Source organism: Lentzea albidocapillata, from assembly GCF_000719115.1.
GTDB lineage: Bacteria > Actinomycetota > Actinomycetes > Mycobacteriales > Pseudonocardiaceae > Lentzea > Lentzea albidocapillata.
Genome location: NZ_JOEA01000004.1, coordinates 154318 through 180846, shown reverse-complemented (window position 1 = coordinate 180846; position 26529 = coordinate 154318). Strand labels below are relative to the sequence as shown.

The window sequence follows — 26529 nt, the reverse complement described above, 5'->3', positions numbered from 1 at the left end:
AGGGAGATCGATGTCGAGTCCAGAAACCACACGCAGCGAAAGCACCGGAGAACGCCTGGCTCGTTTTGCGCGGGAGTCCGGAATTCCGTTGCTGCGCATCGGACTGGGGGTCGTGTACCTCTGGTTCGGCGTGCTGAAGCTCTTTCCCGGTGGCAGCCCTGCCCAGGACCTCGTCGAACGCACGGTCTCCGCGCTGACGTTCGGGATCATCCACGGGGATCTGGCAAGAATGAGTGCCGCGATCAGTGAGATCGGGATCGCGTTGGTTCTGCTGAGCTTCCGCGCACCACGGTTGTGCGCGGCCCTGCTGGCCGGTCATGCCGTGCTGGTGTCGACACCGCTGGTGTTGTTCCCCGGCGAGATGTGGTCGGGTCCGTTGCAGGCGTCGTTCGAAGCTCAGTACATCCTGAAGAACCTGGTGACCGTCGCCGCCGCGGTGGTCATCGCCTCATCGCACCCGCGGGTGCGATGAACGGGAGCCGTTCGATCCCCAGGGTCGGGCGGCTCCCGCCGTTATAGGTTTTCGCTATGGGGGATTCACTGGCGCCCTTGGCGCATCCTGCTTTCCGCTGGCTTCTGGCCGGTCGCGTCACGACCATCGCCGGCAACGCGATGGCGCCGATCGCGCTGGCGTTCGCCGTCCTCGACCTCACCTCGTCGATCACGTCGCTGGGCATCGTCGTCGCCGCGCGGTCGCTCACGAACGTGGTGTTCCTGCTGTGGGGCGGCGTGGTCGCGGACCGGCTGCCGCGTCAGCTCGTGCTCGCCGGGTCGTGCGCGGTCAGCTTCGCCAGCCAGGCGGTGATCGCCGTGCTCGTGCTGACCGGGACGGCGTCGATCACGTGGTTCGTGGTGCTGTCGGCGATCAACGGGATGTCGAGCGCGTTCTCGCTCCCGGCCTCCGCCGCGCTGGTACCGCAGACCGTACCGGTCGAGCTGCGCCTGCCGGCGAACGCGCTGCTGCGCCTCGGTTTGAACTCCGCCCGCATCGGCGGCGCGGCGCTGGGCGGCCTGCTGATCGCGTTCACCGGTCCCGGCTGGGGCCTCGCCGTGGACGCGCTGTCGTTCGCGCTGGCCGGCGTGTTCTTCGCGTTCGTGCGCGTGCCCGCCGCCCATGTCGCCGCCCCGCACAAGCCGTCGGCGCTGGCCGACCTGAAGGTCGGCTGGACGGAGTTCGTGGCACGCCAATGGGTCTGGGTCGTGGTCGTCGCCTTCACGTTCGTCAACGCGGCCCTCGTCGGCGGCGTGATGGTGCTCGGGCCGGTGCTGGCGGACACGACGTTCGGGCGCGAGATGTGGGGCCTGGTCCTGGCCGCGCAGACCGCGGGCATGGTCGCCGGCGCGTTCGTCGTGATGCGGATCAAAGTGCGCCGGCAGCTGCTGTTCGGGGTGGCGTGCGTGGCGTGCTTCGCGCTGCTGCCGCTGGTGATGGTCCTGCACCCGGAGCCGTGGCTGCTCCTGGTCACCTCGTTCGTGTCCGGACTGGGCCTGGAGCAGTTCGGCGTGGCGTGGGAGACGGCGCTGCAGCACCACGTGCCGCCCGACCGGCTCGCTCGCGTCTACTCCTACGACATGCTCGGGTCGTTCGTGGCGATCCCGCTGGCCCAGATCGCCATCGGGCCGGTGTCGCACGCGTTCGGGACCTCGGCGGCCCTGCTCGGGTGCGCCGCGATCTACCTGCTCGCGACCGCGGGCATGCTCGCGTCCCGGTCCGTGCGGTCGTTGGTGAACGACCCCGCGGTCGAGCCGGTCCGCTGACTCACACCGCCGCGGTGCCGATCAGCCCGTTGCGCGTCACCTTCGCCGCCAGTTCGGCCTCGGTGAGGTTCTCGGTACCTTCGGGACGGCGCGGCAACACCATGTACCGCGACTCGGCGTTCGCGTCCCACACCTCGATCCTGGTGGTCTCCGGCAGCGTGAGCCCGAACTGCTCGAGCACTTCACGCGGGTGGCTGACCACCTTCGAGCGGTACGCCGTGCTCTTGTACCAGGTGGGCGACGGTCCGAGCAGCGAGAGCGGGTAGCAGCTGCAGAGCGTGCACACGATGACGTTGTGCACGTCCTCGGTGTTCTCGACGACGTGCAGCTGCTGTACCTGCAGGCCGCCGCCCATGGACAGTCCGAGCTCGGGCAACGCCTCGTTCGCGTTCTCCAGCAGGCGTGCCCTGAAGGCGGGATCCACCCAGGCTCGTGCCGCGACCCGGAACCCGTTGGCGGGTGAGGCCTTGTGCGTGAACGCCTCCAGCACCTGGTCCAGCTCGCGGGGGTCCAGCAGGCCCTTCTCCTCGAGGATCGCTTCCAGTTCCCGGACGCGCGCGGCGATCGGGGAGTCGTCGTGGTCGTCACTCATCGCTGAGGTAGTCCTCCCAGAGGGACAGCGTCACGCTGTGGTCGCCGTGGCCGAACAGTTCGCGTGCGGAGAACCGCACCAGGTACACCTGTTGTGGCTGCTGGATTCCTTGCGCGCTCAGGTCCGCCAGCGGATGAACGCCGTCGTGACCGATCACCGTGCCGCGACGGCCGCGTGCGTAGTGCGGCAGCCGGGTGTGGTGATCCGGGTCCATTGTGGACGTGCGGACGCGGTCGCCGGTGCGGTAGCGCTCAGACAACGCCGCGCTCCTTCAGCAGCGTCTGGATCGCGCGGAACCAGTTCTCGTAGTACGACGACTCGTGTGACATGGTCCGTTCGACGGCGTCCCGGAACTCGTCCAGGTTGTAGACGCCCTGCCCGATCAGCGCCCTGTTCATGGCCATCACGTGCGCTTCCCAGTCCGCGTGGAAGGGCGGCTCGTCGAGCTCCTCGGTCACGGGCCCGAAGCCGTCCTGGCCGCCGACGTCGTTGATCCTCGGCATGTCACCTCCTGCGCTCAGCCAGATTCTGCGCCGCCTCCCGCCAGTTCGGGAAGTGGAACTCGAATCCGGCCTGCTGGAGTCTGCCCGGCACGACCCGGCGGCTCTTGAGGAGCAGTTCGGTGTCGGTGCGGATCGCGAACGCCCCGATCTCGGCCATCCAGGTCGTCGCGGGCAGGCCTGCCGGCACGCGCCAGGCCGCGCGGAGCTCGCGCATGAACTCCCGCTGCGGCACCGGGTTCGGCGCCGCGAGGTTGACCGCGCCCGCGATCGGTTCCCTGATCAGCAGCGCGACCGCCCGTACGAAGTCGTCGTCGTGGATCCACGAGACGTACTGGTGCCCGCCCGCTACCGGCCCGCCCAGCCCGAGGCGTGCCAGCCACGACAGGTAGTCGAACACACCGCCCTTGTCCGGGCTCATCACCATCGCCGCTCGGAGCGCGACCTTGCGGGTGCCCGGTGTGTCGGCCTCGTCCAGTTCGGCCTCCCAGCGCTTGGCGATCTCGACGCTGTAGGCCCAGTAGCCCGGCACGTCCGGCTCGCGCCCGCCGAGGACGCCGGTCTCCTCGTCGTTCGCCGCGTCGAACCGGTGCGCGTAGATCGTCGCGGTGCTCATCTGCAGCCACACCTTGGGCGGGTCGGCCGCCTTCGCGATGGCCTCGCCGACGACCCGCGCGGAGTCCACCCGCGAGCGCATCATCTGCTGCAGGTTCTCGGCCGTGTAACGGCAGCTCACGCTCCGCCCGGCCAGGTTGACCACGACGTCGGCGCCGTCGATCTCGTCGGCCCACCTGCCGAGCGAGTGGCCGTCCCAGCGCATGCCCCCGCTGCGGCTGATGATCACCACCTCGTGGCCCGCCGCCCTGAACGCGCGGGTCAGCACGCCGCCGACCTGCCCGGTACCGCCTGGAATCACGATCTTCATGTCGTCTCGTCCCCCTCGCGGCCGACGCTAGTCCCCGGTCGCTGAGAGCCGTTTCAGCTATGCTCGCGCAAAACGCTCAAACGAACAGGCGGTCGGTCATGCGGGAGTCCAGCGAGGCACGGCGGCAGCGGATCCTGGCCGTCACGGCGTCGCGGGGCACGGTCAGGGTGAGCGATCTGGCCGGGGAGCTGGACGTTTCGATCGTCACGATCCGGCGCGACGTCGAGGAGCTCGCGCGGCTCGGCAAGCTGCGGCGCGGGCACGGCGTCGCGCGCTCGCTCACGCCGGTCGAGCAGCCGGAGCCCAGGCAGGCCACGAACGGGGCGATCGCGCTGGTCGTGCCGGAGCGCCACACGTACCTCTACGAGACGATGAACGGCGCCCGCAAGACCCTCGAAGAGGCCGGCATGCGGGTGGTCCTGCACATCGCGCCGCAGGCCAGGGGCGCGGAACGGCCCATCGTCGAGAAGGCGCTGACCGAGCCGGTGCAGGGGCTGCTGATGGCACCGCGGTGGCGCACGTTCGAGGAGGAGGCCGAGGACGACTGGCTCGCGGACACGGGCGTGCCGACCGTTCTCATGGAACGACGCCCGAGCGGAGGCCTGCGGGCGATGAACTCCGTGTGCTCGGATCATTGGTATGGCATGCATCTGGCCGTGAAGCACCTGACCGACCTCGGGCATCGGCGGATCGTGCTCGCCGCACGCGACGACAGCCCGACGGCGCGGGTGCTGCGCAGGGCGTTCCGCGAGATCTCGGCGGACCTGGAGGACGCGGTCACGGTGCGGAGCTCGCCGGACACCGGGCTCGTGGACGTGTTGCGCGAGCGTCGGGCCACGGCGGCGGTGCTGCACGGCGACGAGGACGCGTTGATGCTGGTCCAGCAGCTGCTGCACGCCGGGATGGAGGTGCCGCGGATGTGCTCGGTCGTGTCGTACGACGACGTGGTCGCGTCGCTCGGCAGCATCCCGCTCACGGCCGTCGCGCCACCGAAGACCGAGGTCGGCAGAGTCGCCGCCGAACTGCTGCTTCGGAAGCTGAAAGGCCAGGTCGCGGCCACCGAACGCATCGAGCTGCTGCCCACGTTGAAGATCCGCTCATCGACTGAGCGTTTGAACGTTTCTTGACGGCAAACCGATCAGGCGATCAGGATGCGATCCATGCGCCTGAGTCGTCGCACACTTCTCGCGGCGGGCCTCACGGCACCGTTGGCGGCCTGCTCCACTCCGCAACGCCGCGGTGCCGGAGGTCCGGTAGAGATCACGTTCTGGTCGGCCCTGCGCGGTAGCCAGCAGGTCGTCGACGCTTTCAACTCCTCGCAGAACCGCATCAGGGTGGTCTTCCAGCAGATCCCCTCCGGCGGGCAGGGCGGTTACGCCAAGCTCAGCAACGCGGCTCGTGCGGGCAACGCACCGGACATCGCCACGATCGAGTACCCGCAGGTCCCGGGGTACGCGATCGACGGCGTGGCCAGGGACATCACCGACCTCGTGACCGACCGCCTGAAGCAGAAGCTGCTGCCGCAGGCGCTCAAGCTCACGACGTTCGACGACCGCGTGTTCAGCGTCCCGCTCGACGTCGAGCCGATGGTCCTGCACTACCGCGCGGACCTGTTCGAGGCCAACGGTTTCGAGCTCCCGGCGACCTGGGACGAGTTCGCGGAACTCGCCAGGACGGTCAAGTCCAGGTTCCCGGACAAGAAGCTCGCGATCTTCCCGACGGACGGCGGCACGCAGTTCGCCTGCTACGCCTGGCAGGCCGGCGCGCAGTGGTTCGACACCAGCGGCGGCAAGTGGCGCGTGTCCCTCGCCGACGAGCCCACCCGGAAGGTCGCCGCCTACTGGCAGGGCCTGATCGACGAGGACCTGGTGTTCCGCAACGCGGGCGACAGCAAGCAGCACGACGCGCAGATCGGCCAGGACCGGGTGATCACCAGGCTGAGCGGCGCGTGGGACGCGGGCGCGCAGATGCGGTCGAGGCCCGCGCAGAAGGGCAAGTGGCGCATCGCCCCCATGCCGGTCTGGGACGAGCAGGTCGTCGGCACGCACGGCGGTTCGACGTTCGCGATCACCAAGGACTCCGCCGAACCCGAGGCCGCGATGGAGTTCATCGAGTGGCAGTGCACCCACCCGGACGCGCTGACGGCTCGGTTGAAGAGCGGCACCAGCAGCCAGTACCCGGTCGCACCGGGCCTCGTCGAGGCGGGCGCCAAGGCGTTCCCCGGCGAGTACTACGGCGGCCAGGACATCTACCGGCTCTTCCAGCAGGAGGCGGACAAGATCCGCGACGGCTGGGTGTGGGGCCCGCGGATGACCGCCACCCTGAAGGTCATGCAGGACGGGTTCGCGAAGGCCGGCGCCGGTGCCGGCACGCTGATCGAGGCGGTGCGGGAGGCCCAGAGCGGCACGATGCCCGACCTGAAGGCGCTCGGACTGTCCATTGAGGAGGGTTCGCGGTGAAGGGCAAGCTCGCCTGCGCCGTCCTGATGGCGCCGTTCTTCCTGTTGCTGATCACGGTCTTCCTGATCCCGACCGGTACGGCGGTCTGGCTCAGCTTCTTCGCCGCCGACCAGCCGGGACTGGGCTTCGGCCCGGAGAGCACGGTGTTCGTCGGCCTGCGCAGCTACGGAGCCGTGCTCAGCGACCCGACGTTCCTGGGCAGCCTCCTCACCGTCGTGCTGTACTGCCTGCTCTACATCCCGCTGATGGTCGCCGGCGCGCTCACCCTCGCGCTGCTGCTCGACTCCGGCGTGGCGAAGCTGCGCAGCTGGGCGCAGATGAGCCTCTACCTGCCGCACGCCGTGCCGGGCATCATCGCCGCGCTGATCTGGCTCTACCTCTACACACCCGGCCTGAGCCCGATCATCGACCTGTTCGCCAAGGCGGACATCCAGATCAGCTTCCTCGGCATCGACACCGTCCTGCCGTCGATCGTGAACATCGCCCTGTGGAGCAACCTCGGCTACAACATGGTGATCTTCTACGCCGCGTTGCAGGCTGTGCCGCGCGAGGTCCTGGAAGCGTCCGTCGTGGACGGTGCGGGCCCGGTCAAGCAGGCTCTGCGCATCAAGGCCCCGCTGGTGCGCGGCGCGATCGTCACGGTCGGCATCTTCACCCTGATCTGGGCGCTGCAGCTGTTCACCGAACCCGTGCTGCTCAGCCAGTCCACCCCGATGATCAGCGCCCGGTTCTCGCCGAGCATGTACATCTTCGACGCCGCCTTCACCCGCAACAACTACGGCCTCGCCGCGGCCGCGTCCGTGATCCTGCTGGCCTTCACGGTCGCGCTGTCCTACGGCGTCACCCGCTGGACGAACAGGAAGGCCGCCTGATGACCCTCCTCGGCCGGACCACGGTGAACGTGGTCATCGGTATCTCGGTGCTCTACACCCTGCTGCCGGTGATGTGGCTGGTGCTCGCCGCCACGAAGAACGTCGACGCCCTGTTCAACAGCGACCTGTTCGGTGGCTTCTCCTTGGTGGAGAACGTCAAGAACCTCTTCGCGATGGACAAGGGCCTGTACCCGCGCTGGTATCTCAACAGCCTGCTGTACGCCGTGATCGGCGCGGCGGTCAGCGCGTTCATCTCGATCGCCGCGGGCTACGCGTTCGACAAGTACGCCTTCCGCCACAAGGAGAAGCTCTTCGGGCTCGTGCTCGCGGCGGTCATGGTGCCGCAGACCGTGCTCGCGCTGCCGCTGTACCTGATGGCGTCCGAGGCGGGCCTGGTGAACACGTTCTGGGCGGTGTTCATCCCGGCGCTGTTCAACCCGTTCGGCGTCTACCTCGGCCGGATCTTCGCGCAGGGCTACGTGCCGGACGAGGTGCTGGAGGCCGCCCGCATCGACGGCGCGGGTGACCTCGCCACCTACTTCAAGGTCGCTTTCAGGATGCTCGGACCGGGCATGGTCACGCTGTTCCTGTTCCAGCTCACCACGATCTGGAACAACTTCTTCCTGCCCATGGTCATGCTCTCCGACCAGTTGCTCTACCCCGTCAGCCTCGGCCTCTACCAGTGGAACAGCTCGGCCACTGTCTCTCCCGAATACTACCCGGTGGTGATCATGGGATCTCTCTTCGCGGTGCTGCCGCTGATCCTCGCTTTCATGTTGCTGCAACGGTTCTGGAAGGCCGGCATGACCGCGGGAGCCGTCAAGTGAGGGCTGCGGGCGTGATGTCGGCGGAAGCCGCCGAAGCCGTTCTCACGCCCGTGCTCCACGATCTGCAGGCGGTCTGCGACTTCGCGGGCGTCCGCCCCGACTTCGCCGAGGTCCCCGACGTCGACCTGCTTGTCACGGGCTGGGGCTGCCCGCCGATCACCGCCGAGGTGCTCGCCCGGCTGCCCCGCCTGAAGGCGATCGTGCACACCGCCGGCTCGGTCAAGGGCTTCGTCACCGACGCCTGCTGGGAACGCGGCATCGCGGTGTCGTCGGCCGCGCAGGCCAACGCGCTGCCGGTCGCCGAGTACACCGTCGCGATGATCCTGCTCAGCGGCAAGCGGGTGCTCGAACGCGCCCGCGACTACCGCGAGACCAAGCGGATGTCGGTGTACGGGGTTCCGGCCTCGGTGGGCAACTTCGGTGCCACGGTCGGCATCCTGTCCGCGTCGATGATCGGCCGCCGGGTGATCGAGCTGCTGGAGCCCTACGATTTCCACGTGCTGGTGCACGACCCGTTCGTGACCGAAGTGGACGGTGCCGAGTCCGTGAGCCTTACCGAGCTGTTCGAACGCAGCGACGTCGTCAGCGTGCACACGCCGTTGCTGCCGGAGACCACGGGCCTGGTGAGCCGCGAGCTGCTGGGCCTGCTGCGCGACGACGCCGTGCTGATCAACACCGCCCGCGGCGCCGTGCTGGACCAGGACGCGCTCGTCGCGGAGGCCGGTCGCATCCGGGCGGTGCTGGACGTGACCGACCCGGAGGTGCTGCCGGCGGACCACCCGCTGTGGCACCACGACAACGTGCTCATCACCCCGCACCTGGCCGGCTCGCAGGGCAACGAGTGGGGCCGGCTCGGCCGCCACGCCGTGGACGAGGTCCGCCGGCGGGTGGCGGGGATGCCGTTCGCGACTCCGGTGCCGGCCGAGAGACGAGAGCGAATCGCGTGAGGCTGCCAGACGACCGAAGGGACCACATCGAGTGAAGCTGCCAGACCCCGACCACGTCCTCAGCCCCCGCACCGGCCTCACCCGCGAGCACTGGGTGGCCGCCGCCGACGGCCTGCTCGCCACCGCCTGGCGGTACGCGTCCCCCGACCAGGCCTTCCTCGACCTCCCCGGCCGTCCCTCACGCAGCGGTGTCCGGTCGGACGGCCTGGAGGGCTACGCCCGCACGTTCCTCGCCGCCGCCTTCCGCACCGCACACGGCGAGGATCCGCACAACTGGCTGGAGCGCTACGCCGCGGGGCTGGCGGCCGGCACGGCGGGGGAGTGGCCCGCGATCTTCGACGTCGGCCAGCCCATGGTCGAGTCGGCCTCCGTGGCGCTGGGCCTGCGCCTCACCAAGCCGCGGCTCTGGGACAAGCTCCCGGAGGCGGTGCAGGACCGCGCCGAGGCCTGGCTGCGGGAAGCGCTGCGGCACGTTCCCGCCGCCAACAACTGGTACTTCTTCCCGTACACCGTGGCGTCGTTCCTGGAGTCGGCCGGACGCGGTGACGACGAGACCCGCCAGGCGAAAGCCCGCGCGATGGAACTGCTCCAAGGCTGGTACGTCGGCGACGGCTGGTACTCCGACGGCGACGGCCGCGCGTTCGACCACTACAACGGCTGGGCGCTGCACCTCTACCCGGCGCTGGACGCCCACCTCGACGGCCGTCCCGTCACCACGCACCTGCGCGAGCACCTGGAGAGTTTCCACCTGCTGTTCGGCGCGGACGGCGCCCCGCTCTACTTCGGACGGTCGCTCACCTACCGCTTCGCCGCCGCGTCGGCCGTGGCGCTGGGCGCGCTCACCGGCGAGACTCCGCTGAGTCCCGGCCATTCCCGTCACCTCATCAGTCAGAACCTCCGGTACTTCCTGGACCGGGGATCGCTGTCCGACGGCCTGCTCAGCCTCGGCTGGCACGGCCCGCACGAGGCGAGTCTGCAGCCCTACTCCGGGCCGGCCTCGCCGTACTGGGCGTCGAAGGCGTTCGTCTGCCTGCTCGCCGGCCCTGATCATCCACTGTGGACAGCAACGGAGGAGAGCCCGGACGAGGACCGGACGCTGGCGCTGCCCGGCCCGGGCTTCCTGATCCAGCGGCACCACGGCGTGACGCGGCTGCACAACCACGGCAGCGACCACGTGCGGCCGTTCGAGGGCGAGTACGCGACCGAGGACGACCCTCTCTACAGCCGCTTCGCCTACTCGACGGCCAGTGGTCCGACCGCGAAGCACAACGTCGCCGACAACCACATCAGCCTCCTCGTCAGGGGCGACCGCAGCGTGCGCAGGCGGATCCATCCGCTGGGCGCGCGGGACAACTGGGCCGCGTCCTGGCACCGGCCGGTGTTCGACGCGAACCAGCCCACGGTGCCGGGCCTGCGGATCGAGAGCGTCACGGCGGTCTGGGACGACCAGGAGCTGCGCATTCACCGCGTGATCGGCGCACCGCCCGGTACGACGGCCGAGCTCACCGGCTGGGCCACGGACCTGCCGTCGCCGTTGGTCGGTGTGCGGGGCTGGACGGGCACGGAGTCGCGGCCCGCGCCGCAGGGCACGGCGTTCGTCGCCACCGCGAAGGTCCCCGTGCTGACCGCGGACGTAGAGGGCACCGTGACTCTCGCGGCGGTGGCGGTTCTCAACGGCTCCGTCGCGGAAGTGGACTGGAACGCCCGTGTCGACGAGATCCTCCGGCTGACCCTGGACGCCTGAACGGGGTAACGCGGCGGCGGCAGGCTCGATGAAGGGATGTGCGCATCACCCTCCTCGCCGCCGCCGCGTTCCTGCTCGCCGCCTGCACGTCCGAACCGCAGGCCGCCCCGTCGCAGGCCCCCGCGACCCAGACGACGGCCGAGCAGCCCGCCGGCAACGGCCCGAACTGCGCGAACGCCAACTCCTCCGTCGTGGGCAAGGCGCTCAACCTGAGGCTGCAGGGCCAGCGGGAGAGCGTCGACAAGGCCGTGACGACCTGCAACTACGTGGGCGCCGGCATGCCGGTCGAGGTGCGGTTCACCAGCAACGCGACCGCCGCGACGTTCGCCAAGGGCAAGCCGGAGAAGGCCAAGGCCATCGAGGGCCTGTTCGACGAGGCCTACGAGTCCAGCGCGGGCGGGGCCGAGACCGCCCAGCACACCGTGGCCGCGCGCAAGGGCAAGACCCAGATCGAGGTGATGTCGCCCGCGGGCGTCGAGCCGTCGAAGAGGCTGATCGCCGACCTGTTCGCCCGGATCTAGACCGGCACGTCGAAGAACGACATCACCCGCGCGCCCGGCTCGAGCCACGGCTCCAGCAACGCGTGCGCGCGGTCGGGATCGCGGTGGAACAGCCCGACCCGCACCGCGAACACCAGGTCGAACCGCCGGTCGCCGAGGTTCATGTCCTCCAGCGACGCGATGAGGAACTCGGCCCTGCCCGACGCCACGTACGCGGCGTTGCGGCGGGTCGCGGCCTCGATCATCTTGGTGGAGCGGTCGATGGCGGTGAGCGTGCCGGTGGACAGCAGCTGGCACACCATCGTGGCGGCCACGCCCTGGCCGCAGCCGATCTCCAGCACCCGGTCACCGGGCCGGATCGCGAGTTGGCCGACCACACCCCGCAGACGCTCGCTCATGGTCCACATCATGCGTCAGCGCGGCGGGCGGGGCTACTCCCGCAGCCCCGCCGGAACGTCCGTCAGCCCAGTCCACCCAGGTTGACCATCCAGTTCACACCGAACTTGTCGACGAGGTCGCCGTACTCGTCGCCCCACATCTGCTTCTCCAGGGGCGTACCGACCTTGCCACCCTCGGCGAGGGCGTTGAAGTAGTCGCGCAGCACCTCTTCGTCGCCCGACAGCGACACCGTGATGCTGGAGCCCGGCTTGTACTCCATGCCGGGCGGCGTGTCGGCGGCCATGATCGTGTAGCCGCGGTCGGTCTCCAGCTGCGCGTGCATGATCTGGTCGGCCTGCGGCGTGTCCTGCATGCCGAACTCACCGAAGGTGTTCATCTTCAGCTCTCCGCCGAAGACCGAGTGGTAGAACTCCATCGCCTGGCGGGCCTGACCGTCGAAGCTGATGTACGGGTTGAGGCGAGTTGCCACCGGAATCGCTCCTTATGGAAGACGGACACGAATCCTCGCAAACCCTTGGCACACCTACAACTCGAACTTACTCAGTGACTCCGGGGTCACCCTGAGCGACCTTGCCTGCGTACATGAGTGTGGCTTCGGGCGTGAGCGGGTGGAACGTCCCGGCGCGCACGTCGCGGTAGGCGCGCTCCAGCGGTGAACGCCGGAAGAACGACCGTCCACCCAGGACCTCCATCGCGACGTTCACGACCTCGATCGCCTCCACGACGGCCTGGCGCTTGGCGAGCATCACCGTGGTGGTCGACTCGGCGTTGGCCGTGTAGTCCTCGCCGAGCTCGTCGATCGAGCCCATCAGCGACCACCACGCGGTGCGCAGCTTGTAGTCCATCAGCCCGATCTGCCGGGTGGCGCTCTTCGACGTCGACCGCACGGCCACGTCCCGCGCGCCCGCCGCGATGCCGAAGTACGTCGCCCCGCACACCGGCGCGAAGTGGACGACGGCGGCGAACAGGGGTACGCCGAACTCGCCGTAGGGGCGGCGGGCGGCGATCTTCTCGGCCGGGATGAACACGTCCTCCAGCACCACGTCGTGGCTGGCCGTGCCGCGCATGCCGAGCGTGTCCCACGTTTCCTCGATGCGCACGCCGCCGGCGTTCAACGGGGCGCTGAAGTGCAGCACCTCCTCGCCGAGGACGGCGGAGGTGGCCACGACGTTCGCGCGCGGCGACTGGCTGCAGAACGTCTTGCGCCCGTTCACCAGGAAGCCGCCGTCCACGGGCGTCGCCGTAGTCGTGGGCCACAGCCAGTCGGAGCCGCCACTGGTCGCGATGACCAGGCCTTCCGCGGCCACGCGCCGCAGCACGCCCTCCGCGTCCGGTGCGCCCTTGCGACGCCGGTAGGCCTGCATCAGCGTCAGGTACAGGTGCATGGTGACGGCCAGCGCGGTGGCGCCGTCGTGCCGTGCGAGCTCGGCCTGCGCGTAACAGACCTGGCGCATCGTGGCGCCGAGCCCGCCCAGTTCCTCGGGTACCGCCAACGCCAGGTAGCCCTCCTCGCGCATGGCCTCGTACGCCTCGCTCACGAACGTGGCGTCGCGATCGTGCTCGGTCGCGTTGACGGCCGCGATGGCACCGATGCGCGCGGCCATCTCCGCGAACTTGTCGTCGCCGTCTCTGGTCACGGTGGGGAACGTGCTGGTCACCCGTGGTGCGTCAAGTGTTGTCATGCGACAAACGTAAGAACGCGCAAGGCCCGCGGGTAGTTCTGAAAGTGAACCGGACGGCGGTAACGAAACCCCCGCCGCGACGGAGACTTCCCCTGTGAGGACGTATGCGCAGTACTGCCCGATCGTCCGCGCCGTCGAGGTGCTGGGCGACCGGTGGACGTTGCTGATCGTGCGGGACATGCTCGTCGGTGCCTCGCGCTTCAACGAGCTCTCCCGCGGCCTGCCGGGGCTTTCGCGCGCTCTGCTGTCGCGGCGGCTGCGGCAGCTCGCGAGCGCGGGTCTGGTGCAGCGCACCGGTGACGGCTACCTGCTCACGCCGGCCGGGCAGGCGTTGCGCCCCTTGGTGTTCGGCCTCGCCGACTGGGGTGCCCGCTACGCGTTCGGCGATCCCCGCGCCGACGAGCTCGACCCCGAGGTGCTGATGTGGTGGATGCACGGCCGCATCGACACCGGCACGCTGGACAAGCGCGCGAACATCGAGGTCCGCATCAACGACCGCCGCCGCACGTTCTGGCTCGTCGTCGAACCCGGTGACGCCTCGATCTGCTACACCGACCCGGGCCTGGAGGTCGACGCGGTGCTGGCGTCCGACATCGCCACGCTCTTCCGGATGTGGGAGGGCGAGGTCGGCCTGCTCGACGCGGTGCGCGCGGGTGCCATCGAGCTGACCGGCACGCGCTGGGTGGTGCGCGGCCTGCCGGAGTGGCTCAAGCTCAGCCCGGTCGCGGAGCACGTGCGCGCGGCACGAGTCTGACCAGCGCAAACAAGTTTTTCGAAGATTTCTTGGCCGTCGTGTCGATGCGGGGTGCCGCCCGTTCGACGCATCAGTGGAAGGACACGACAGCCCAGGAGGAACTCGACATGACCGCCACGATCGCCGCCCCCGCCCGCGTCACCCGCAAGTCGGCCGCCGCCCGCCACACCACGCTCGTGACCCGCGTGCTCGTCGGCCTGCTGTTCACCGCGACGGGGTTGAACGGGTGGCTGAACTTCATGCCCGCACCGGATCCCAGCACGATGGCGCCCGCCGGGGTGGCGTTCACCCTGGCGCTCTCCGCGACCGGCTACATGCTGCACCTGGCTTCCGGCGTCCAGGTCCTCGCGGGCGTCCTGCTGCTCACCGGCCGGTTCGTGCCGCTGGCGCTGGCGTTGCTGGCCCCGATGGTCGTGAACATCTTTCTGTACCACGTGTTCCTGGACACGAGCGGCTTCGCGATGGGGCTGTTCGTGACCGTCGCCGAGATCGGCCTCGCCTGGGCCTACCGCGACAAGTTCCGCCCGATGCTGCAGGCCCGCTAGACCGCTCCGCCGACATCCCTCGCAGGCCCTGGGCCTGCGAGGGATTTTTTGTTGCCGGACCACGATTCCCGGCTTGCGCGGTCGATTTCGGAGGGCGCCGTTCGACGTATCTGTGAGAGCCGGAACGTTGGAGGAGAACGGAAATGTCCACCACCCGCTGCGCCACCGCCGTCCTGCGAGTGCTGGTCCGCGGCCGGGTGGTGCCGGTGGCCCTGACCGCGGCGAACCTCCTGCTCGACACCGGCCACGCCGTCACCGCGCTGCTCGTGGCGCTGGCCGAGATCGCCGTGGCGATCGGCTCGCAGGCGGTGCTACCGGGACACGAACGCCGCCAGCAGCGCCTGCACCTCGTAGACGTCGACACCCTTGCCGAACTGCTTGGAGATCGGCGCCTCGCCGCCGGAGACCCAGATCTTCAGCTCGGCGTCCAGGTCGAAATGACCGGCCGTCTCGACTGAGAACTGCGTGATCGCCTTGTACGGCACCGAGTGGTACTCGACCTTCTTGCCCGTCACGCCCTGCTTGTCGACCAGGATCAGCCTCCGGTCGGTGAACAGGAACGAATCGCGCACCAGCTGGTATGCCTCGTGGATCTGCTCGCCGTGCGCGAGCAGCCGCCCGAACTCCTTCGCGGCGTCCCGCGGGTCGAGCTTCGACGCGTTCCCCATCATTCCGCTGAGAAGTCCCATACGTCCACGTTTACCAGGCTTTCCGAAACCTTGTCCCGGTGCTGGGCCGCTGCTGTCCGGACGCTTCCGGTCCTTCCTCGAAAGTGGATCTCAACAGCCACTCGATCGGGGAGAACGACACAATGCGCAAGCACTTCATCGGAGCCGCCGGACTGGCCGGGGCGACCGCCCTGCTCGTGGGATGTTCCAGCGCCCCAGCGCAAACGGTCACGGGTTCGGCCGAGCGGCCGACGACCGAACAGGTCAGGGCGTTGTTCGCCGACTGGAACGCGTCCCTCGCAACGGGCGACGCCCAGAAGGTGGCCGATCACTACGCTCCGAACGCGGTTCTGCTGCCCACGGTGTCGAACCAGGTGCGGTCCACGCGGGCCGAGATCGTCGACTACTTCGAGCACTTCCTGCAGAACAAGCCGAGCGGCACCATCCTCGACTCGCACGTCGCCGTCCTGGACGACGACGACGCGATCGACGCCGGCACCTACCGGTTCGCGCTCACCAAGGACGGCACACCGACGACCGTCGACGCGCGGTACACGTTCGTCTACGAGAAGGTCGACGGGAAGTGGCTCATCGTGAACCACCACTCGTCTGCGATGCCGGAGCAAGCCTGATCCGCACGCACAACCCGCCGCTGGACGCGTCCTCCAGCGACACCGCGCCACCGTCGTCGGTGACGAGTTGCTTCACGATGGCGAGGCCGAGGCCCGATCCGCCCTTGCCGGTGAGGCCGAGGCCGCGCCAGAACCTGTCGAACGCCCGCGCCCGGTCGGCCTCCGGCAGGCCGGGGCCGGCGTCGATGACCTCCAGCAGGCCCGGCCGGGTGGTGCGGACGAGGATCGTGGCGCCGTCCGGGGACACCTCCAGCGCGTTGGACAGCACGTTGTCCAGCACCTGCTCGAGGTGTCCCGGCGTGGCGAGGACGCGGATGTCGAAGCCCTCGCTGACCAGGGAGATCGAGCGTTCGTCGGCGGCGGCGCGCCACGCGGTGAACCGTTCCGTGACGACGTCGAGCACCTGCACCGGTTCGGGGTGGGGGACGTCGGCCTCGGCGCGGGCCAGCGCCAGCAGACCGTTGACCAGCCGCGACATCCGCACGACCTCGGCCGTCGCCATCTCGACGTCCTCGCGGACCAGCGGGTCTTCGACGCCGTCCGCCACGTTGTCCAGCGACAGCCTCAGGGCGGTCAGCGGCGTGCGGAGCTGGTGCGAGGCGTCGCCGATGAACGCGCGCTGCGAGCCGACCAGCGTGCCGATCGTCTCGGTGGCGGTGTTGAGGGTGCGGGCGAGCGTGCGGGTCTCGGGCGGCCCCGTCTCCTCGGCCCGCGCGGTCAGGTCGCCGTCGCGCAGCCTGCCCGCCATCACGTTGAGCTCGCGCAACGGCCGGGTGACCCGCTTCGCCAGCCACAGTCCCAGGAACGCCGCCAGGATCAGCACGCCCACGGCGAGCGCGGTGCGGAATCCCCAGATCTGCCAAAGTCTCTGCGTGATCCGATCGTCCGGATAGGACAGCCGGATCGCGCCGACGACCGTGCCGTCCGGTGTGGTCGCCGGAACCGTGAGCTTCAGTCCCTCGGAGTCCCAGACCTTCGACTCCGGCTGGGGTTCGACGACGTCGATCCGGCCGGGGGTCTGGCGTTCGTAGGCGTCCGCCAAGGCGTTCAACGACCTCGTGTCGCCGGACGCGAGCAGCAACGCGGCGGTGTCGGCCTCGCGCCGGGCGGTGTTCACGGCGTCGTCGTAGAGCTGCTGGTTGAGCGTGAAAGCGACCGGCACCGTGAACGCCGCGATCGCCACCGCCACCAGGAGCACGTAGCTCCAGGCGAGCTGGCGGATCACGTGAGCACCAGCCGGAAACCCACGCCCCGCACGGTCTCCAGCGAGGCCGCGTCACCGAGCTTGCGGCGCAACACGCCGACGTGCACGTCAAGCGTCTTGGTGGGGCCGAACCAGTTCTCGTCCCACACCGCCTCCATGATCTGCTCGCGGGTGAACACCGCGCCCGGATCCTCGGCCAGGAACGCCAGCAGGTCGAACTCCTTAGGCGTCAGCTCGACCTCACCGCCGTCGAGGTGCACCCGCCGCCCGCGCCGATCGATCCGCACCCGCCCGTGCGTCGCCGGTTCGCGCAGGGCGGGTTGCGCGCGTCTGAGGACCGCTCGCATCCGTGCGACGACCTCCCGCACCCCGAACGGCTTGGTGACGTAGTCGTCGGCGCCGATCTCCAGGCCCACCACCCGGTCGACCTCGTCGGACCGCGCGCTGATGACGATGATCGGCACGTCCCCGCGTGCCCGCAGCTCACGGCAGACGTCGAGGCCGTCCATGTCGGGCAGCCCGAGGTCGACGAGGACCACCGCGAAGTCCCCGGCGGTCAGCGCCTCCGCGCCCGTGCGCACCCATTGGACCTCGAACCCGTAGCGGGACAGCCCTCGCGTGAGTGATTCCGCGATCGGCTCGTCGTCCTCCACCAGCAGCACCCGCATGGGCGGAGATCATTCCACTGATCGGGGCAGGGCGTTGCGCAGCCGGATGCCGCTGAACTCCAGCGAGCCGGCCGTGACCTCGTCCCAGAACGGCCAGAGGGTGGCCAGCACGCGCAGTTCGATCCCCGCCTCCTCGTGCAACGCGAACAGGTCACCGACGCGTTCGGCCGGACCCAGCGGCACCACCGGTTCGGTCGCGACGTGGGCGTGGTCCTCGAACGGCTGGAACCGCTCGATGTCGAACCGGTATGCGTACAGCTCCACGGTCCGCATCCGCTCCAGCCACCCGTACTCGATCGCGTGCACCCTGGTCGTGCTCGTCCACGCCATCGCCCGCGGGCACTGCCGCGGAAACCAGTAGCCGGGCGAGCGCGCGGCGTCCACCGCCCACACGTACTCGCCGTCCTGTCGCGCGGTTTCCGCGCGATGCGGGACGAACCGGGTGATCGAGGGATCTTCGGAGAAGTGCAACACCTGGTCGTGTTCGGGCCGCATGTGGCCATACTGGCGCGCATGCGCAGGTTGACGCTCGCGGTTCTGCTGGTCCTCGCCGGCTGCTCTTCAGGCGGTGCGGGCAACACCGTCGGCTTCACCGCCGTCGACCTGACGGCCACGCCGGAAGCGTTGACGACGCACGGCGACATGCTGGTCATCGGCACCCGCCCGTCCGACCACCCCGAGCTCGTCACGCGGACCAAGGACGGCACGCTGTCCAACTCCAGGCTGACCCCGGCGACCCCGTACGGCAAGGAAGCGCACTGGTACGGCCTCGCCTCCGACGGCACCACGATCACCGGCGTCGGCGGCGAACGAGGCGGCGCGCACGGCAACGTCCGCTGGAGTGCCTGGACCGGCGACGCCCGTGCCATCAACGAGAAACCGCAGGCCTTCAGCACGTTCGGCGGCTACGGCGCGGGCGAGTTGATCGGCCCGGTGCGCACCGCGAAGGGGCCGCTGGTCATCGGCACCTGGCAGAGCGCCAAGGCGGGCCTCGACATCGCCGCCTGGACCTACGCCGCGGACACCTGGACCCGTCAGCCGTCCGCCGGCACCGTCCTCGAAAGCTCGCAGGAACTCCTGCGGTTCCCGCTGGCCGTCACCCCGGACGGCGACGGCGCGCTCGTGGTGGGCTGGCAGATCGCGAAAGGCGTGGTGAGTGCCGCGGTCTGGCGGTTCGACGGCACCACCTGGACCACCGCGACCCTCCCGGACGGTGACGCCGCGCTGGCCGCCCGCTGCTGGGACGGCACCTGCCACGTCGTGGGCCGCAGCAAGGGCAGGCTCGCCTGGTGGTCGGGACCGGAGTGGAAGAAGCTCACGACCCCGGACATCCCGGTCGGCGACGACGACACGCTCGCCGCGCCCGTCTCCGTCGACGGCGTCCCGACGTTGTTCGTCGACCACGGCGGCGTGAAGCTGGTGTCGGAAAAGGACGAACGCCCGGCGGAGGGACCGTCCGGCAGGGTGGTCGCGGTGGAGAAGGCCGGCGACCAGGTTTTCGTGATCGCGGGCGGCCGTCTCTGGCGCCTCGGTTAGGTTCGCCTAAGCCATCTGGTCCCGTCGTGCTGTGACGCGGTTCACCCCGTTCGGCCCAGCCGTCGGTGAGCTGGACGGGCGTCCGGCCTGGTCCGCATCGATGCAGTAACGGTGCAGGTACGAGGTGCTTCAGAGAGTGATGCCCGGTTTATGATCACATTGCGCTGCTTGTCCCACGTCTTCCGGTGATTGCATTCACCCGGATGCGTCAGATCCATCCGTGGTGAGACAGGACTTCACGGTGAATACGGCGATCCGGCCGCACAATGGTCACGCTTCGGCACACAATTGGCGAGAGTCAACTGTTGATGTGGCAGTTCGGCCGACCTTTCCTCCACGCATGGGTGACTATGGCCCGGTCAGTGGGGCCTCCGCGTATTGGCGGGGGTGGGCAGCGGTCCGCCGGATCGGCGGTTAATCTCTTGCAACTCGTCCACTGCAATCCAGTGTGCCGATGTCGCAACCACCGGGGAGAGGACTGAACACGGGTGGCCGGATTTCTGTTGCGGCGGTTGGTCAACTACGTGGTGCTCGCCCTAGTGGCGACGTTCCTCGCGTTCACGTTGGCCTCCGCCACCTTTGACCCGATCGGGGTGCTGCAACAACGCAACCCACCGCCGCCGGCGGCATCGATCGAGGCGAAGAAGAGAGACCTCCACCTCGACCAGCCGATCCCGCAGCGGTTCGTCACGTGGATGGGCGGTGTGGTCCAGGGCGACTTCGGTCGCACGATCACCGATCGCCCGATCACGGACGAACTCGGCAGGCGCATCGGCGTGAGTTTGAGGCTGTTCCTGCTCGGTATCACGATCGGCATCCTGTTCGGTGTGCTGCTCGGTGTCGTGAGCGCGATCCGGCAGTACAAGTTCAGCGACTACTTCGCGACCCTCTTCAGCTTCATACTGCTGTCCACGCCGGTGTTCGTGCTGGGCACGCTGCTGAAGATGGGCGCGCAGGGGATCAACGACTCGATCGGCACCAACGTGCTGATCTTCGTCGGTGAGACGACACCCGGATTCCAGGGCAACTGGTTCGAGCACCTGGGCGACCGGGTGCAGCACCTGATCGTGCCGACGCTCACGATCGCGCTCGGCCAGATCGCCTACTACAGCCGCTACCAGCGTTCGTCGATGCTCGACGTGCTCGGCAGCGACTTCCTGCGCACCGCCCAGGCCAAGGGGCTGACCCGCCGCAAGGCGCTGTTCAAGCACGGCCTGCGCACCGCGCTGATCCCGATGGCGACCCTGTTCGCGTTCGGTTTCGGCCTGCTCGTCGTCGGTGGCACGTTCACCGAGCGGATCTTCGGCTGGTTCGGCATGGGTGACTGGCTCGTCACCGGCATCTCGGCGCAGGACACGAACATCACCGCCACGGTGACACTCTTCGTCGCGGTGTGCGTGCTGTTCTCCGGCTGGCTCGCCGACGTGCTGTACGCCGCGCTCGACCCCCGAATCCGCGTGAACTAGGCAAGGTGACGACGACGTGACCGTGATCCTCAACGAGGGGGACGCCGCCGGAACCACCGGCGCCGCCTCCGGTGGCCCAGTCGACGCGGCGCCCGAACCGGGCAAGGCGATGACGCGCGGCCGGCTGGTGCTCATCCGCTTCATGCGCAACAAGCTGGCGCTGATCGGCCTGGTGGTCATCCTCGGGATGTACCTGATGGCGTTCGTGGGCCCGCTGCTGTCGAAGTGGAGCTACGACACCCAGGACTACAGCGCGTTCCTGGAGCCTCCCTACTCCGAGCACATCTTCGGCACCGACAAGATCGGTACCGACATGTTCGCGCTGACGATGCGCGGACTGCAGAAGTCGTTGATCATCGGCCTGCTCGTGGCGCTGATCTCGACCACCGTGGCCGCGATCGTCGGCGCGGCCGCCGGCTACTTCCTCGGTGTCGCCGACAAGACGCTCATGTGGGTCGTCGACCTGCTGCTGGTGCTGCCGTCGTTCCTGATCATCGCGATCCTGAGCCCGTGGTTCCGCGGCAAGTCGTGGTTCCTGCTGGTGCTGATGCTCGCGGCGTTCCAATGGATGATCACCGCCCGCATCGTGCGCGGCATGACGCTGACGCTGAAGGAACGCGAGTTCGTGAAGGCGGCCAAGTTCATGGGCCAGCCCGCGCGCAAGATCATCGCCAAGCACATCGTGCCGAACATGGCGTCACTGCTCATCATCGACGCGACCATCAACGTCGGTTCCGCCGTGCTCGCCGAGACGGGCCTGAGCTACTTCGGGTTCGGCGTCCAGTCGCCCGACGTCTCGCTCGGCACCCTGATCGGCGGCAACGCCGAGTCCGCGACGACCTTCCCCTGGCTGTTCCTGTTCCCGGCGGGGTTCCTCGTCGTGTTCGTGCTGGCGGTGAACTGGGTCGGCGACGGGCTCCGTGACGCGCTCGACCCCACCTCCACGCGCGTGCGCCGCAAGGAGAAGAAGGACACCAAGGAGAAGGCCGCCTGATGACCACCTCGGAGCTCCAGTTCGACGCACCGGCGGACCCGGTCGTCGACGGCCCGGTTCTGCAGGTCGAGGACCTGCACGTGTCCTTCCCGAGCGAGTCCGGTCGCGTTCAGGCCGTGCGTGGCCTGAGCTACCACGTCTCGCCCGGCGAGGTACTCGGCATCGTCGGCGAGTCCGGCTCGGGCAAGTCCGTGTCGTCGCTCGCGGTCATGGGCCTGCTGCCGTCCTCGGCGCGCATCACCGGTTCCATCAGGTTCCAGGGCCGTGAGCTCATCGGCCGCAGCGACGGCGAGCTGTCGAAGATCCGCGGCCGCCGCGTCTCGATGGTCTTCCAGGACCCGCTGTCCGCGCTGACGCCGGTCTTCACCGTCGGCGACCAGATCGCCGAGGCGATCCTGGTGCACCGCAAGGTGTCCAAGCAGGCGGCCACCAAGCGCGCGGTCGAGCTGCTCGACCTCGTCGGCATCCCGAACGCCGTCGAGCGCGCCAAGGCGTTCCCGCACGAGTTCTCCGGCGGTATGCGGCAGCGCGCGGTGATCGCGATGGCGATCGCCAACGACCCCGACCTGATCATCGCCGACGAGCCGACCACCGCGCTCGACGTGACGGTGCAGGCGCAGGTGCTGCAGCTGCTCGAGACCGCGCAGGAGGTCACCGGCGCGGGCATCGTGATCATCACCCACGACCTCGGCGTCGTCGCCGGGTTCGCGGACCGGCTGATGGTCATGTACGCGGGCCGCGCCGTCGAAAAGGGCAACGTCGACGAGATCTACCAGCAGCCGCGCATGCCGTACACGCTCGGCCTGCTCGGCTCGATCCCGCGCCTCGACGTCAGCGAGAAGCAGGCGCTCGTGCCGATCAAGGGCCAGCCGCCGTCGCTCACGGACCTGCCCGACGGCTGCCCGTTCGCGCCGCGCTGCCCCATGGTCGTCGACGCCTGCCACACCGCAGAGCCGCCGCTGATGGACGTCGACGGTTCCGTCGAACATGCCGCCGCGTGCATCCGCACCAACGAGATCGCCGCGAGCGATGCCGAGGGCGCCGAGGCCGCCGTCGAGATCTTCGGTGCCGAGGTGGCCGCCGAGCCCGAGGTCGCGAAGATCCCGCGCGAGCAGCGCGAGATCGTGCTGGGCCTCGACGACCTCGTCAAGGAGTACCCGATCAACAAGGGCGTGGTGTTCAAGCGCCGCGTCGGCACCGTGCACGCGGTGGCGGGCATCTCGTTCGACATCCGCGAGGGCGAGACCCTGGGCCTCGTCGGCGAGTCGGGCTGTGGCAAGACCACGACGCTGATGGAGATCCTCAACCTCCAGAAGCCCATGGGCGGCGAGATCTCCGTGCTCGGCACGAAGTCGTCCGAAGTGGACAGCAAGCGCCGCTTCGCGATCCGCCGCGACATGTCGGTGGTCTTCCAGGACCCGATGGCGTCGCTCGACCCGCGCCTCACGATCCACGACTGCATCGCCGAGCCGATGCAGGTCCACGGCTACGCCAAGGACGAGATCAACCGGCGCGTGCCGGAGCTGATGAGGCTCGTCGGCCTGCGTCCCGAGCAGCTGTCGCGCTACCCCGGTGAGTTCTCCGGCGGCCAGCGCCAGCGCATCGGCATCGCGCGGGCGCTCGCGCTCGAACCGAAGCTCGTCGTGCTCGACGAGCCGGTGTCGGCGCTGGACGTCTCCATCCAGGCGGGTGTCATCAACCTGCTGGAGGAGCTCAAGTCCAAGCTGGGCCTGGCCTACCTGTTCGTGGCACACGACCTGTCGGTGGTGCGCCACATCGCGGACCGGGTGGCCGTCATGTACCTCGGAAAGATCATCGAGATCGGCGAGGTGGACTCGGTGTTCGAGGCGCCGCGCCACCCGTACACGCAGGCACTGCTGTCGGCGATCCCGATCCCCGATCCCGTCAAGGAGCGTCAGCGGGAGAGGATCCTCCTCACCGGCGACCTGCCGAGCCCGGCGAACCCGCCGTCCGGCTGCCGCTTCCGGACCCGCTGCTTCCTGCACGCGTCGCTGCCGCCCGAGCAGCAGCGTCAGTGCATCGAAGTCGAACCACCGCGCGAAACGCAGGCCGCGGACCACGAGGCCGCCTGCCACTTCGCCCAGATCCGTCAGGTCCTCTGATGCATCCGTCGCCTCAGCAGACCTGCGAGCACGAAGGAACAGTGTCCCCGGCAACTGGTGTCCGGGCACGAGGGAGGTTCACGACAGTGAGTCGACGTACCAAGGTGGGTGTGACCGCGCTTGCCGTCGTCGCCCTCACGCTTACCGCGTGTGGGGGGCCCAGCAACAACGCCAACTCCGGGCTCAAGGGCGCGGACAACGCGATCGGCCAAGCGGACATCAACCCGCAGGACGCGGCCAAGGTCAAGGACGGCGGCGAGTTCCGCTGGCCGGTCGACCAGTTGCCGGACAACTGGAACTACAACCAGCTCGACGGCACGAACGCCGATGGCCGTCGCATGATCGACACGTTGATGCCGAACCTGTACAAGCAGAAGGCCGACGCGACGATCGAGGTCAACAAGGACTTCCTCGACGACGCGAAGCTCGCGTCCTCCGACCCGCAGGTCCTCGAGTTCAAGATCAACTCGAAGGCCAAGTGGTCGGACGGCACCGCGCTGTCCTGGCAGGACTTCGAGGCCATGTGGAAGTCCCTGAACGGGGCCGACAAGGCCTTCGAGGTCGCCGGCACCACGGGCTACGAGGACATCGAGAAGGTCGAGAAGGGCGCGACCGACCAGGACGTCAAGGTCACCTTCAAGAAGAAGTTCGCCGAGTGGAAGGGCCTGTTCTCGCCCCTCTACCCGAAGTCCTTGTCCTCCGTGGCCGAGGAGTTCAACAAGGGCTGGGCCGACGCGCCGAAGATCACCGCCGGTCCGTTCAAGATCGGCACGATCGACCGCACCGCGAAGCTCGTGACGGTCGTGCAGGACCCGGCGTGGTGGGGCGAGAAGCCCAAGCTCGAGAAGATCACGTTCCGCCAGGTCGACCGCCCCGCTCTCGCGGACGCGCTCGCCAACGGCCAGATCGACTTCTTCGACATCGGCTCCAGCATCGACAACTTCACGCGTGCCAAGTCGATGCAGGGTGTGACGATCCGCCAGGCGATCACGCCGGACTACTCGCACATCACGTTCAACGGCGCGGACTCCTCGATCCTCAAGGACCCGAAGCTCCGCGTCGCGCTGCAGCGCGGCATCGACACCAAGACCATCACCAAGGCGCTGCTCGGCCAGATGATCAAGGGCGACGCGCAGGTCACCGGTAACCACTTCTTCCTGCTGGGCTCGGCCGGCTACAAGGACAACTCGTCCGTGGCGTCGTTCGACAAGGAAGCCGCGAAGAAGCAGCTCGACGAGCAGGGCTGGAAGCTCGAGGGCGAGACCCGCAAGAAGGACGGCAAGGAGCTCGTCGTCCGCTACGTCATCCCGACGCCGAACCCCACCTCCGACCAGATCGCGAAGCTCGTGCAGTCGCAGCTGAAGGAGGTCGGCGCCAAGGTCGACATCCAGGGCGTGCCGTCGACCGACTTCTTCAAGCAGTTCGTGAACGTCGGCAACTTCGACATGACCGGCTTCCGCTGGCTGGCCTCGGCCACGCCGATCTCGGACAGCAAGGGCATCTACACGCTCGACCCGGCCAGCACCAACCAGAACTACGGCCGGATCGGCTCCGAAGAGGTCAACAAGCTGCTCGAGCAGGCGAACGGTGAGCTCGACGACACCAAGCGTCTCGAGATCGCCAACGAGGCCGACAAGAAGATCTGGGAGCTGGGCCACCAGCTGCCGCTCTACCAGCTGCCCGGCGCGGTCGCGGTGAAGAGCAACGTCGCCAACTTCGGTGCCGTCGCTTACGCGAACCGTCCGTACGACTACATCCACATGGGCTTCACCGAGTGATGTGTAGTTAGCTGTCGACGGCCCGGCGGGTCTTCCCGCCGGGCCGTTTCTTTCTGTTTGGAGCTTGCTTTGTTGCGTTCCCGGGTTCGTGCGCTGCGCTACGGGTTGTTCACCACGGCGGTCGTGCTGGTCGTGTGCTTCGTGGTCGCGTTGTTCTCCTGGCTGTCCTATTCGGACGATCGCGCGGTGCTGGCGTCGCTGACGTCCCGTGACACGGGCGAGGTCGTGTCCTTTTCGGACGGTGCGGTCGAGGTGCGCTGGCCGTCCGGCACCGCCCGCGTCGCCTACGAGAACGGTGCGCGCGTCGTCGGGAGGCAGACGCAGGTGGCGTTCGACCCCGCGGACCCGTCACGTGCCGTGATCCCCGGTTCGGACCTGTTCCTGGAGACCGACCGGGCGCTGGGCGGCGTGACGTTCTCCGTCGCGGTGGCGCTGCTGGTGGTCCTCGCCGGTGCCGTGCGCGTGCTGCTGGCGGTGCGTCCGGCGCGCGGGGGAGGCACCACGGTGTCCGTGCGGCGGATCCGGCTGCAGTCCGGCCTGATGGTGCGGTCGTGGCTGGAGGTCGAGGGGCCGGTCGAGCGCTGGCTGCCCGTCTACTACGACCCGGTGCTCGTGACGCTGCCATCGCCGTCGGACGTCGAACTGCGCGGCGGCAGGGTCGCCGTCATCAACGGCGTGACCGTCTACCCGTCCGGCCGCCCGGTGACCAAGCACCCGCGCGGCCGCCGGCTCGACAACCCCGTGCAACCCGACTCGGACACGCGCGCGCCGCGTGGCCTGGCCGCGCAACTGCGGGTCGACGCGGTGTTCATGGTGCCCGCGCCGGTTGTCGGCCTGTTCTGGGCCTACCTGGACGGCAGCGGGTTCACCGGCTGGATCACGGCCACCGTGATCGCCGCGGTGCTGGGCCTGTGGTGGGCGGCGTTGCGGGGTTCTGACCCGTCGTAATGCTTGGT

General features: G+C 68.9%; 29 protein-coding genes. 18 read left to right on the top strand and 11 right to left on the bottom strand.

Going from position 1 to position 26529, the window contains the following annotated elements:
* Positions 1-10 precede the first annotated feature (10 nt).
* Together IG04_RS0106515 and IG04_RS0106510 are read left to right on the top strand one after the other, a co-directional pair.
* Positions 11-472, top strand: a complete 462-nt coding sequence (locus IG04_RS0106515; RefSeq protein ID WP_143027920.1) for a DoxX family protein — start codon at positions 11-13, stop codon at positions 470-472.
* A gap of 56 nt (positions 473-528) precedes the next feature.
* Positions 529-1758, top strand: a complete 1230-nt coding sequence (locus IG04_RS0106510; protein ID WP_030475625.1) for an MFS transporter — start codon at positions 529-531, stop codon at positions 1756-1758.
* Between the two features lies 1 nt (position 1759).
* Here IG04_RS0106510 and IG04_RS0106505 read toward each other — a convergent pair whose 3' ends face one another.
* The 4 genes from IG04_RS0106505 to IG04_RS0106490 are packed head-to-tail and all read right to left on the bottom strand — an operon-like array spanning position 1760 to position 3775.
* Entirely contained in the window at positions 1760-2350 is a 591-nt protein-coding gene (locus IG04_RS0106505; RefSeq protein WP_030475624.1) for a nitrile hydratase subunit alpha, read from the bottom strand.
* The gene (locus tag IG04_RS0106500) at positions 2343-2609 is read right to left on the bottom strand and encodes an SH3-like domain-containing protein (RefSeq protein ID WP_030475623.1); all 267 of its coding nucleotides are present in this window, start codon (positions 2607-2609) and stop codon (positions 2343-2345) included. The genes IG04_RS0106505 and IG04_RS0106500 overlap by 8 nt, the downstream gene beginning before the upstream one ends.
* Positions 2602-2853, bottom strand: coding sequence for an SH3-like domain-containing protein (locus IG04_RS0106495; protein WP_030475622.1), 252 nt, complete (start codon positions 2851-2853; stop codon positions 2602-2604). Before IG04_RS0106495 ends, IG04_RS0106500 begins: the two co-directional genes overlap by 8 nt.
* Position 2854: 1 nt before the next feature.
* Positions 2855-3775, bottom strand: coding sequence for a TIGR01777 family oxidoreductase (locus tag IG04_RS0106490; protein ID WP_030475621.1), 921 nt, complete (start codon positions 3773-3775; stop codon positions 2855-2857).
* A 98-nt stretch (positions 3776-3873) separates the two neighbouring features.
* Here IG04_RS0106490 and IG04_RS0106485 point away from each other — a divergent pair, with 98 nt between their 5' ends.
* Genes IG04_RS0106485 through IG04_RS0106455 form a run of 7 tightly spaced genes read left to right on the top strand, consistent with a single transcriptional unit; the run spans position 3874 to position 11145 of the window.
* Positions 3874-4902, top strand: coding sequence for a substrate-binding domain-containing protein (locus IG04_RS0106485; protein WP_030475620.1), 1029 nt, complete (start codon positions 3874-3876; stop codon positions 4900-4902).
* 33 nt (positions 4903-4935) lie between these two features.
* The gene (locus tag IG04_RS0106480; protein ID WP_030475619.1) at positions 4936-6234 is read left to right on the top strand and encodes an ABC transporter substrate-binding protein; all 1299 of its coding nucleotides are present in this window, start codon (positions 4936-4938) and stop codon (positions 6232-6234) included.
* The gene (locus IG04_RS0106475) at positions 6231-7106 is read left to right on the top strand and encodes a carbohydrate ABC transporter permease (RefSeq protein WP_245816570.1); all 876 of its coding nucleotides are present in this window, start codon (positions 6231-6233) and stop codon (positions 7104-7106) included. The genes IG04_RS0106480 and IG04_RS0106475 overlap by 4 nt, the downstream gene beginning before the upstream one ends.
* Positions 7106-7933, top strand: a complete 828-nt coding sequence (locus IG04_RS0106470) for a carbohydrate ABC transporter permease (RefSeq protein WP_030475617.1) — start codon at positions 7106-7108, stop codon at positions 7931-7933. The genes IG04_RS0106475 and IG04_RS0106470 overlap by 1 nt, the downstream gene beginning before the upstream one ends.
* Positions 7930-8880, top strand: a complete 951-nt coding sequence (locus tag IG04_RS0106465; protein ID WP_036013941.1) for a hydroxyacid dehydrogenase — start codon at positions 7930-7932, stop codon at positions 8878-8880. The genes IG04_RS0106470 and IG04_RS0106465 overlap by 4 nt, the downstream gene beginning before the upstream one ends.
* 31 nt (positions 8881-8911) lie before the next feature.
* A complete protein-coding gene (locus IG04_RS0106460) occupies positions 8912-10624 on the top strand; it encodes a DUF2264 domain-containing protein (RefSeq protein ID WP_051769038.1) in 1713 nt (570 codons plus the stop codon).
* 38 nt (positions 10625-10662) lie between these two features.
* Complete coding sequence (locus IG04_RS0106455; protein ID WP_030475614.1) at positions 10663-11145, top strand: hypothetical protein; 483 nt, start codon at positions 10663-10665, stop codon at positions 11143-11145.
* On the opposite strand, the gene IG04_RS0106450 is transcribed toward IG04_RS0106455, so the two are convergent.
* The 3 genes from IG04_RS0106450 to IG04_RS0106440 all read right to left on the bottom strand — a co-directional run bounded on the left by IG04_RS0106450 (position 11142) and on the right by IG04_RS0106440 (position 13205).
* Positions 11142-11522, bottom strand: coding sequence for a class I SAM-dependent methyltransferase (locus IG04_RS0106450; protein WP_051769036.1), 381 nt, complete (start codon positions 11520-11522; stop codon positions 11142-11144). The genes IG04_RS0106455 and IG04_RS0106450 overlap by 4 nt on opposite strands.
* A gap of 62 nt (positions 11523-11584) precedes the next feature.
* Positions 11585-11992 (bottom strand): VOC family protein, encoded by a 408-nt coding sequence (locus IG04_RS0106445; protein ID WP_030475612.1) that lies wholly within the window; start codon positions 11990-11992, stop codon positions 11585-11587.
* Between the two features lie 67 nt (positions 11993-12059).
* A complete protein-coding gene (locus tag IG04_RS0106440; RefSeq protein ID WP_063758216.1) occupies positions 12060-13205 on the bottom strand; it encodes an acyl-CoA dehydrogenase family protein in 1146 nt (381 codons plus the stop codon).
* A gap of 94 nt (positions 13206-13299) precedes the next feature.
* Between IG04_RS0106440 and IG04_RS0106435 the strand changes: the two genes are divergently transcribed.
* Positions 13300-13959: a winged helix-turn-helix transcriptional regulator gene (locus IG04_RS0106435; protein ID WP_030475610.1), complete on the top strand. Its 660-nt coding sequence runs from the start codon at positions 13300-13302 to the stop codon at positions 13957-13959.
* Between the two features lie 107 nt (positions 13960-14066).
* Positions 14067-14504 (top strand): DoxX family membrane protein, encoded by a 438-nt coding sequence (locus tag IG04_RS0106430; RefSeq protein ID WP_051769131.1) that lies wholly within the window; start codon positions 14067-14069, stop codon positions 14502-14504.
* Between the two features lie 311 nt (positions 14505-14815).
* Here IG04_RS0106430 and IG04_RS0106425 read toward each other — a convergent pair whose 3' ends face one another.
* On the bottom strand, positions 14816-15193 hold the full coding sequence (locus IG04_RS0106425; protein ID WP_030475608.1) for a PH domain-containing protein: 378 nt from the start codon (positions 15191-15193) through the stop codon (positions 14816-14818).
* Between the two features lie 122 nt (positions 15194-15315).
* On the opposite strand from IG04_RS0106425, the gene IG04_RS0106420 reads away from it, so the two are divergent.
* On the top strand, positions 15316-15804 hold the full coding sequence (locus IG04_RS0106420) for an SgcJ/EcaC family oxidoreductase (RefSeq protein ID WP_030475607.1): 489 nt from the start codon (positions 15316-15318) through the stop codon (positions 15802-15804).
* Here IG04_RS0106420 and IG04_RS0106415 read toward each other — a convergent pair.
* Genes IG04_RS0106415 through IG04_RS0106405 form a run of 3 tightly spaced genes read right to left on the bottom strand, consistent with a single transcriptional unit; the run spans position 15761 to position 18171 of the window.
* On the bottom strand, positions 15761-17029 hold the full coding sequence (locus IG04_RS0106415) for a HAMP domain-containing sensor histidine kinase (RefSeq protein ID WP_030475606.1): 1269 nt from the start codon (positions 17027-17029) through the stop codon (positions 15761-15763). The two genes, IG04_RS0106420 and IG04_RS0106415, sit on opposite strands and share 44 nt — an antisense overlap.
* Complete coding sequence (locus IG04_RS0106410) at positions 17026-17676, bottom strand: response regulator transcription factor (protein ID WP_030475605.1); 651 nt, start codon at positions 17674-17676, stop codon at positions 17026-17028. The genes IG04_RS0106415 and IG04_RS0106410 overlap by 4 nt, the downstream gene beginning before the upstream one ends.
* 9 nt (positions 17677-17685) lie before the next feature.
* Positions 17686-18171: a DUF6886 family protein gene (locus IG04_RS0106405; RefSeq protein WP_030475604.1), complete on the bottom strand. Its 486-nt coding sequence runs from the start codon at positions 18169-18171 to the stop codon at positions 17686-17688.
* An 18-nt stretch (positions 18172-18189) separates the two neighbouring features.
* Between IG04_RS0106405 and IG04_RS0106400 the strand changes: the two genes are divergently transcribed.
* The 6 genes from IG04_RS0106400 to IG04_RS0106375 all read left to right on the top strand — a co-directional run bounded on the left by IG04_RS0106400 (position 18190) and on the right by IG04_RS0106375 (position 26521).
* Positions 18190-19212, top strand: a complete 1023-nt coding sequence (locus tag IG04_RS0106400; protein WP_144065601.1) for a hypothetical protein — start codon at positions 18190-18192, stop codon at positions 19210-19212.
* 488 nt (positions 19213-19700) lie between these two features.
* Positions 19701-20678 (top strand): ABC transporter permease, encoded by a 978-nt coding sequence (locus tag IG04_RS0106395; RefSeq protein WP_030475602.1) that lies wholly within the window; start codon positions 19701-19703, stop codon positions 20676-20678.
* Positions 20679-20694: 16 nt separating this feature from the next.
* Positions 20695-21672, top strand: a complete 978-nt coding sequence (locus IG04_RS0106390; RefSeq protein WP_211257690.1) for an ABC transporter permease — start codon at positions 20695-20697, stop codon at positions 21670-21672.
* Positions 21672-23795, top strand: a complete 2124-nt coding sequence (locus IG04_RS0106385; RefSeq protein WP_030475600.1) for a dipeptide ABC transporter ATP-binding protein — start codon at positions 21672-21674, stop codon at positions 23793-23795. The genes IG04_RS0106390 and IG04_RS0106385 overlap by 1 nt, the downstream gene beginning before the upstream one ends.
* An 86-nt stretch (positions 23796-23881) precedes the next feature.
* Positions 23882-25573, top strand: coding sequence for an ABC transporter family substrate-binding protein (locus IG04_RS0106380; protein ID WP_030475599.1), 1692 nt, complete (start codon positions 23882-23884; stop codon positions 25571-25573).
* A 72-nt stretch (positions 25574-25645) separates the two neighbouring features.
* Positions 25646-26521: a DUF3592 domain-containing protein gene (locus IG04_RS0106375; RefSeq protein ID WP_030475598.1), complete on the top strand. Its 876-nt coding sequence runs from the start codon at positions 25646-25648 to the stop codon at positions 26519-26521.
* The last annotated feature ends 8 nt before the right edge of the window (positions 26522-26529 follow it).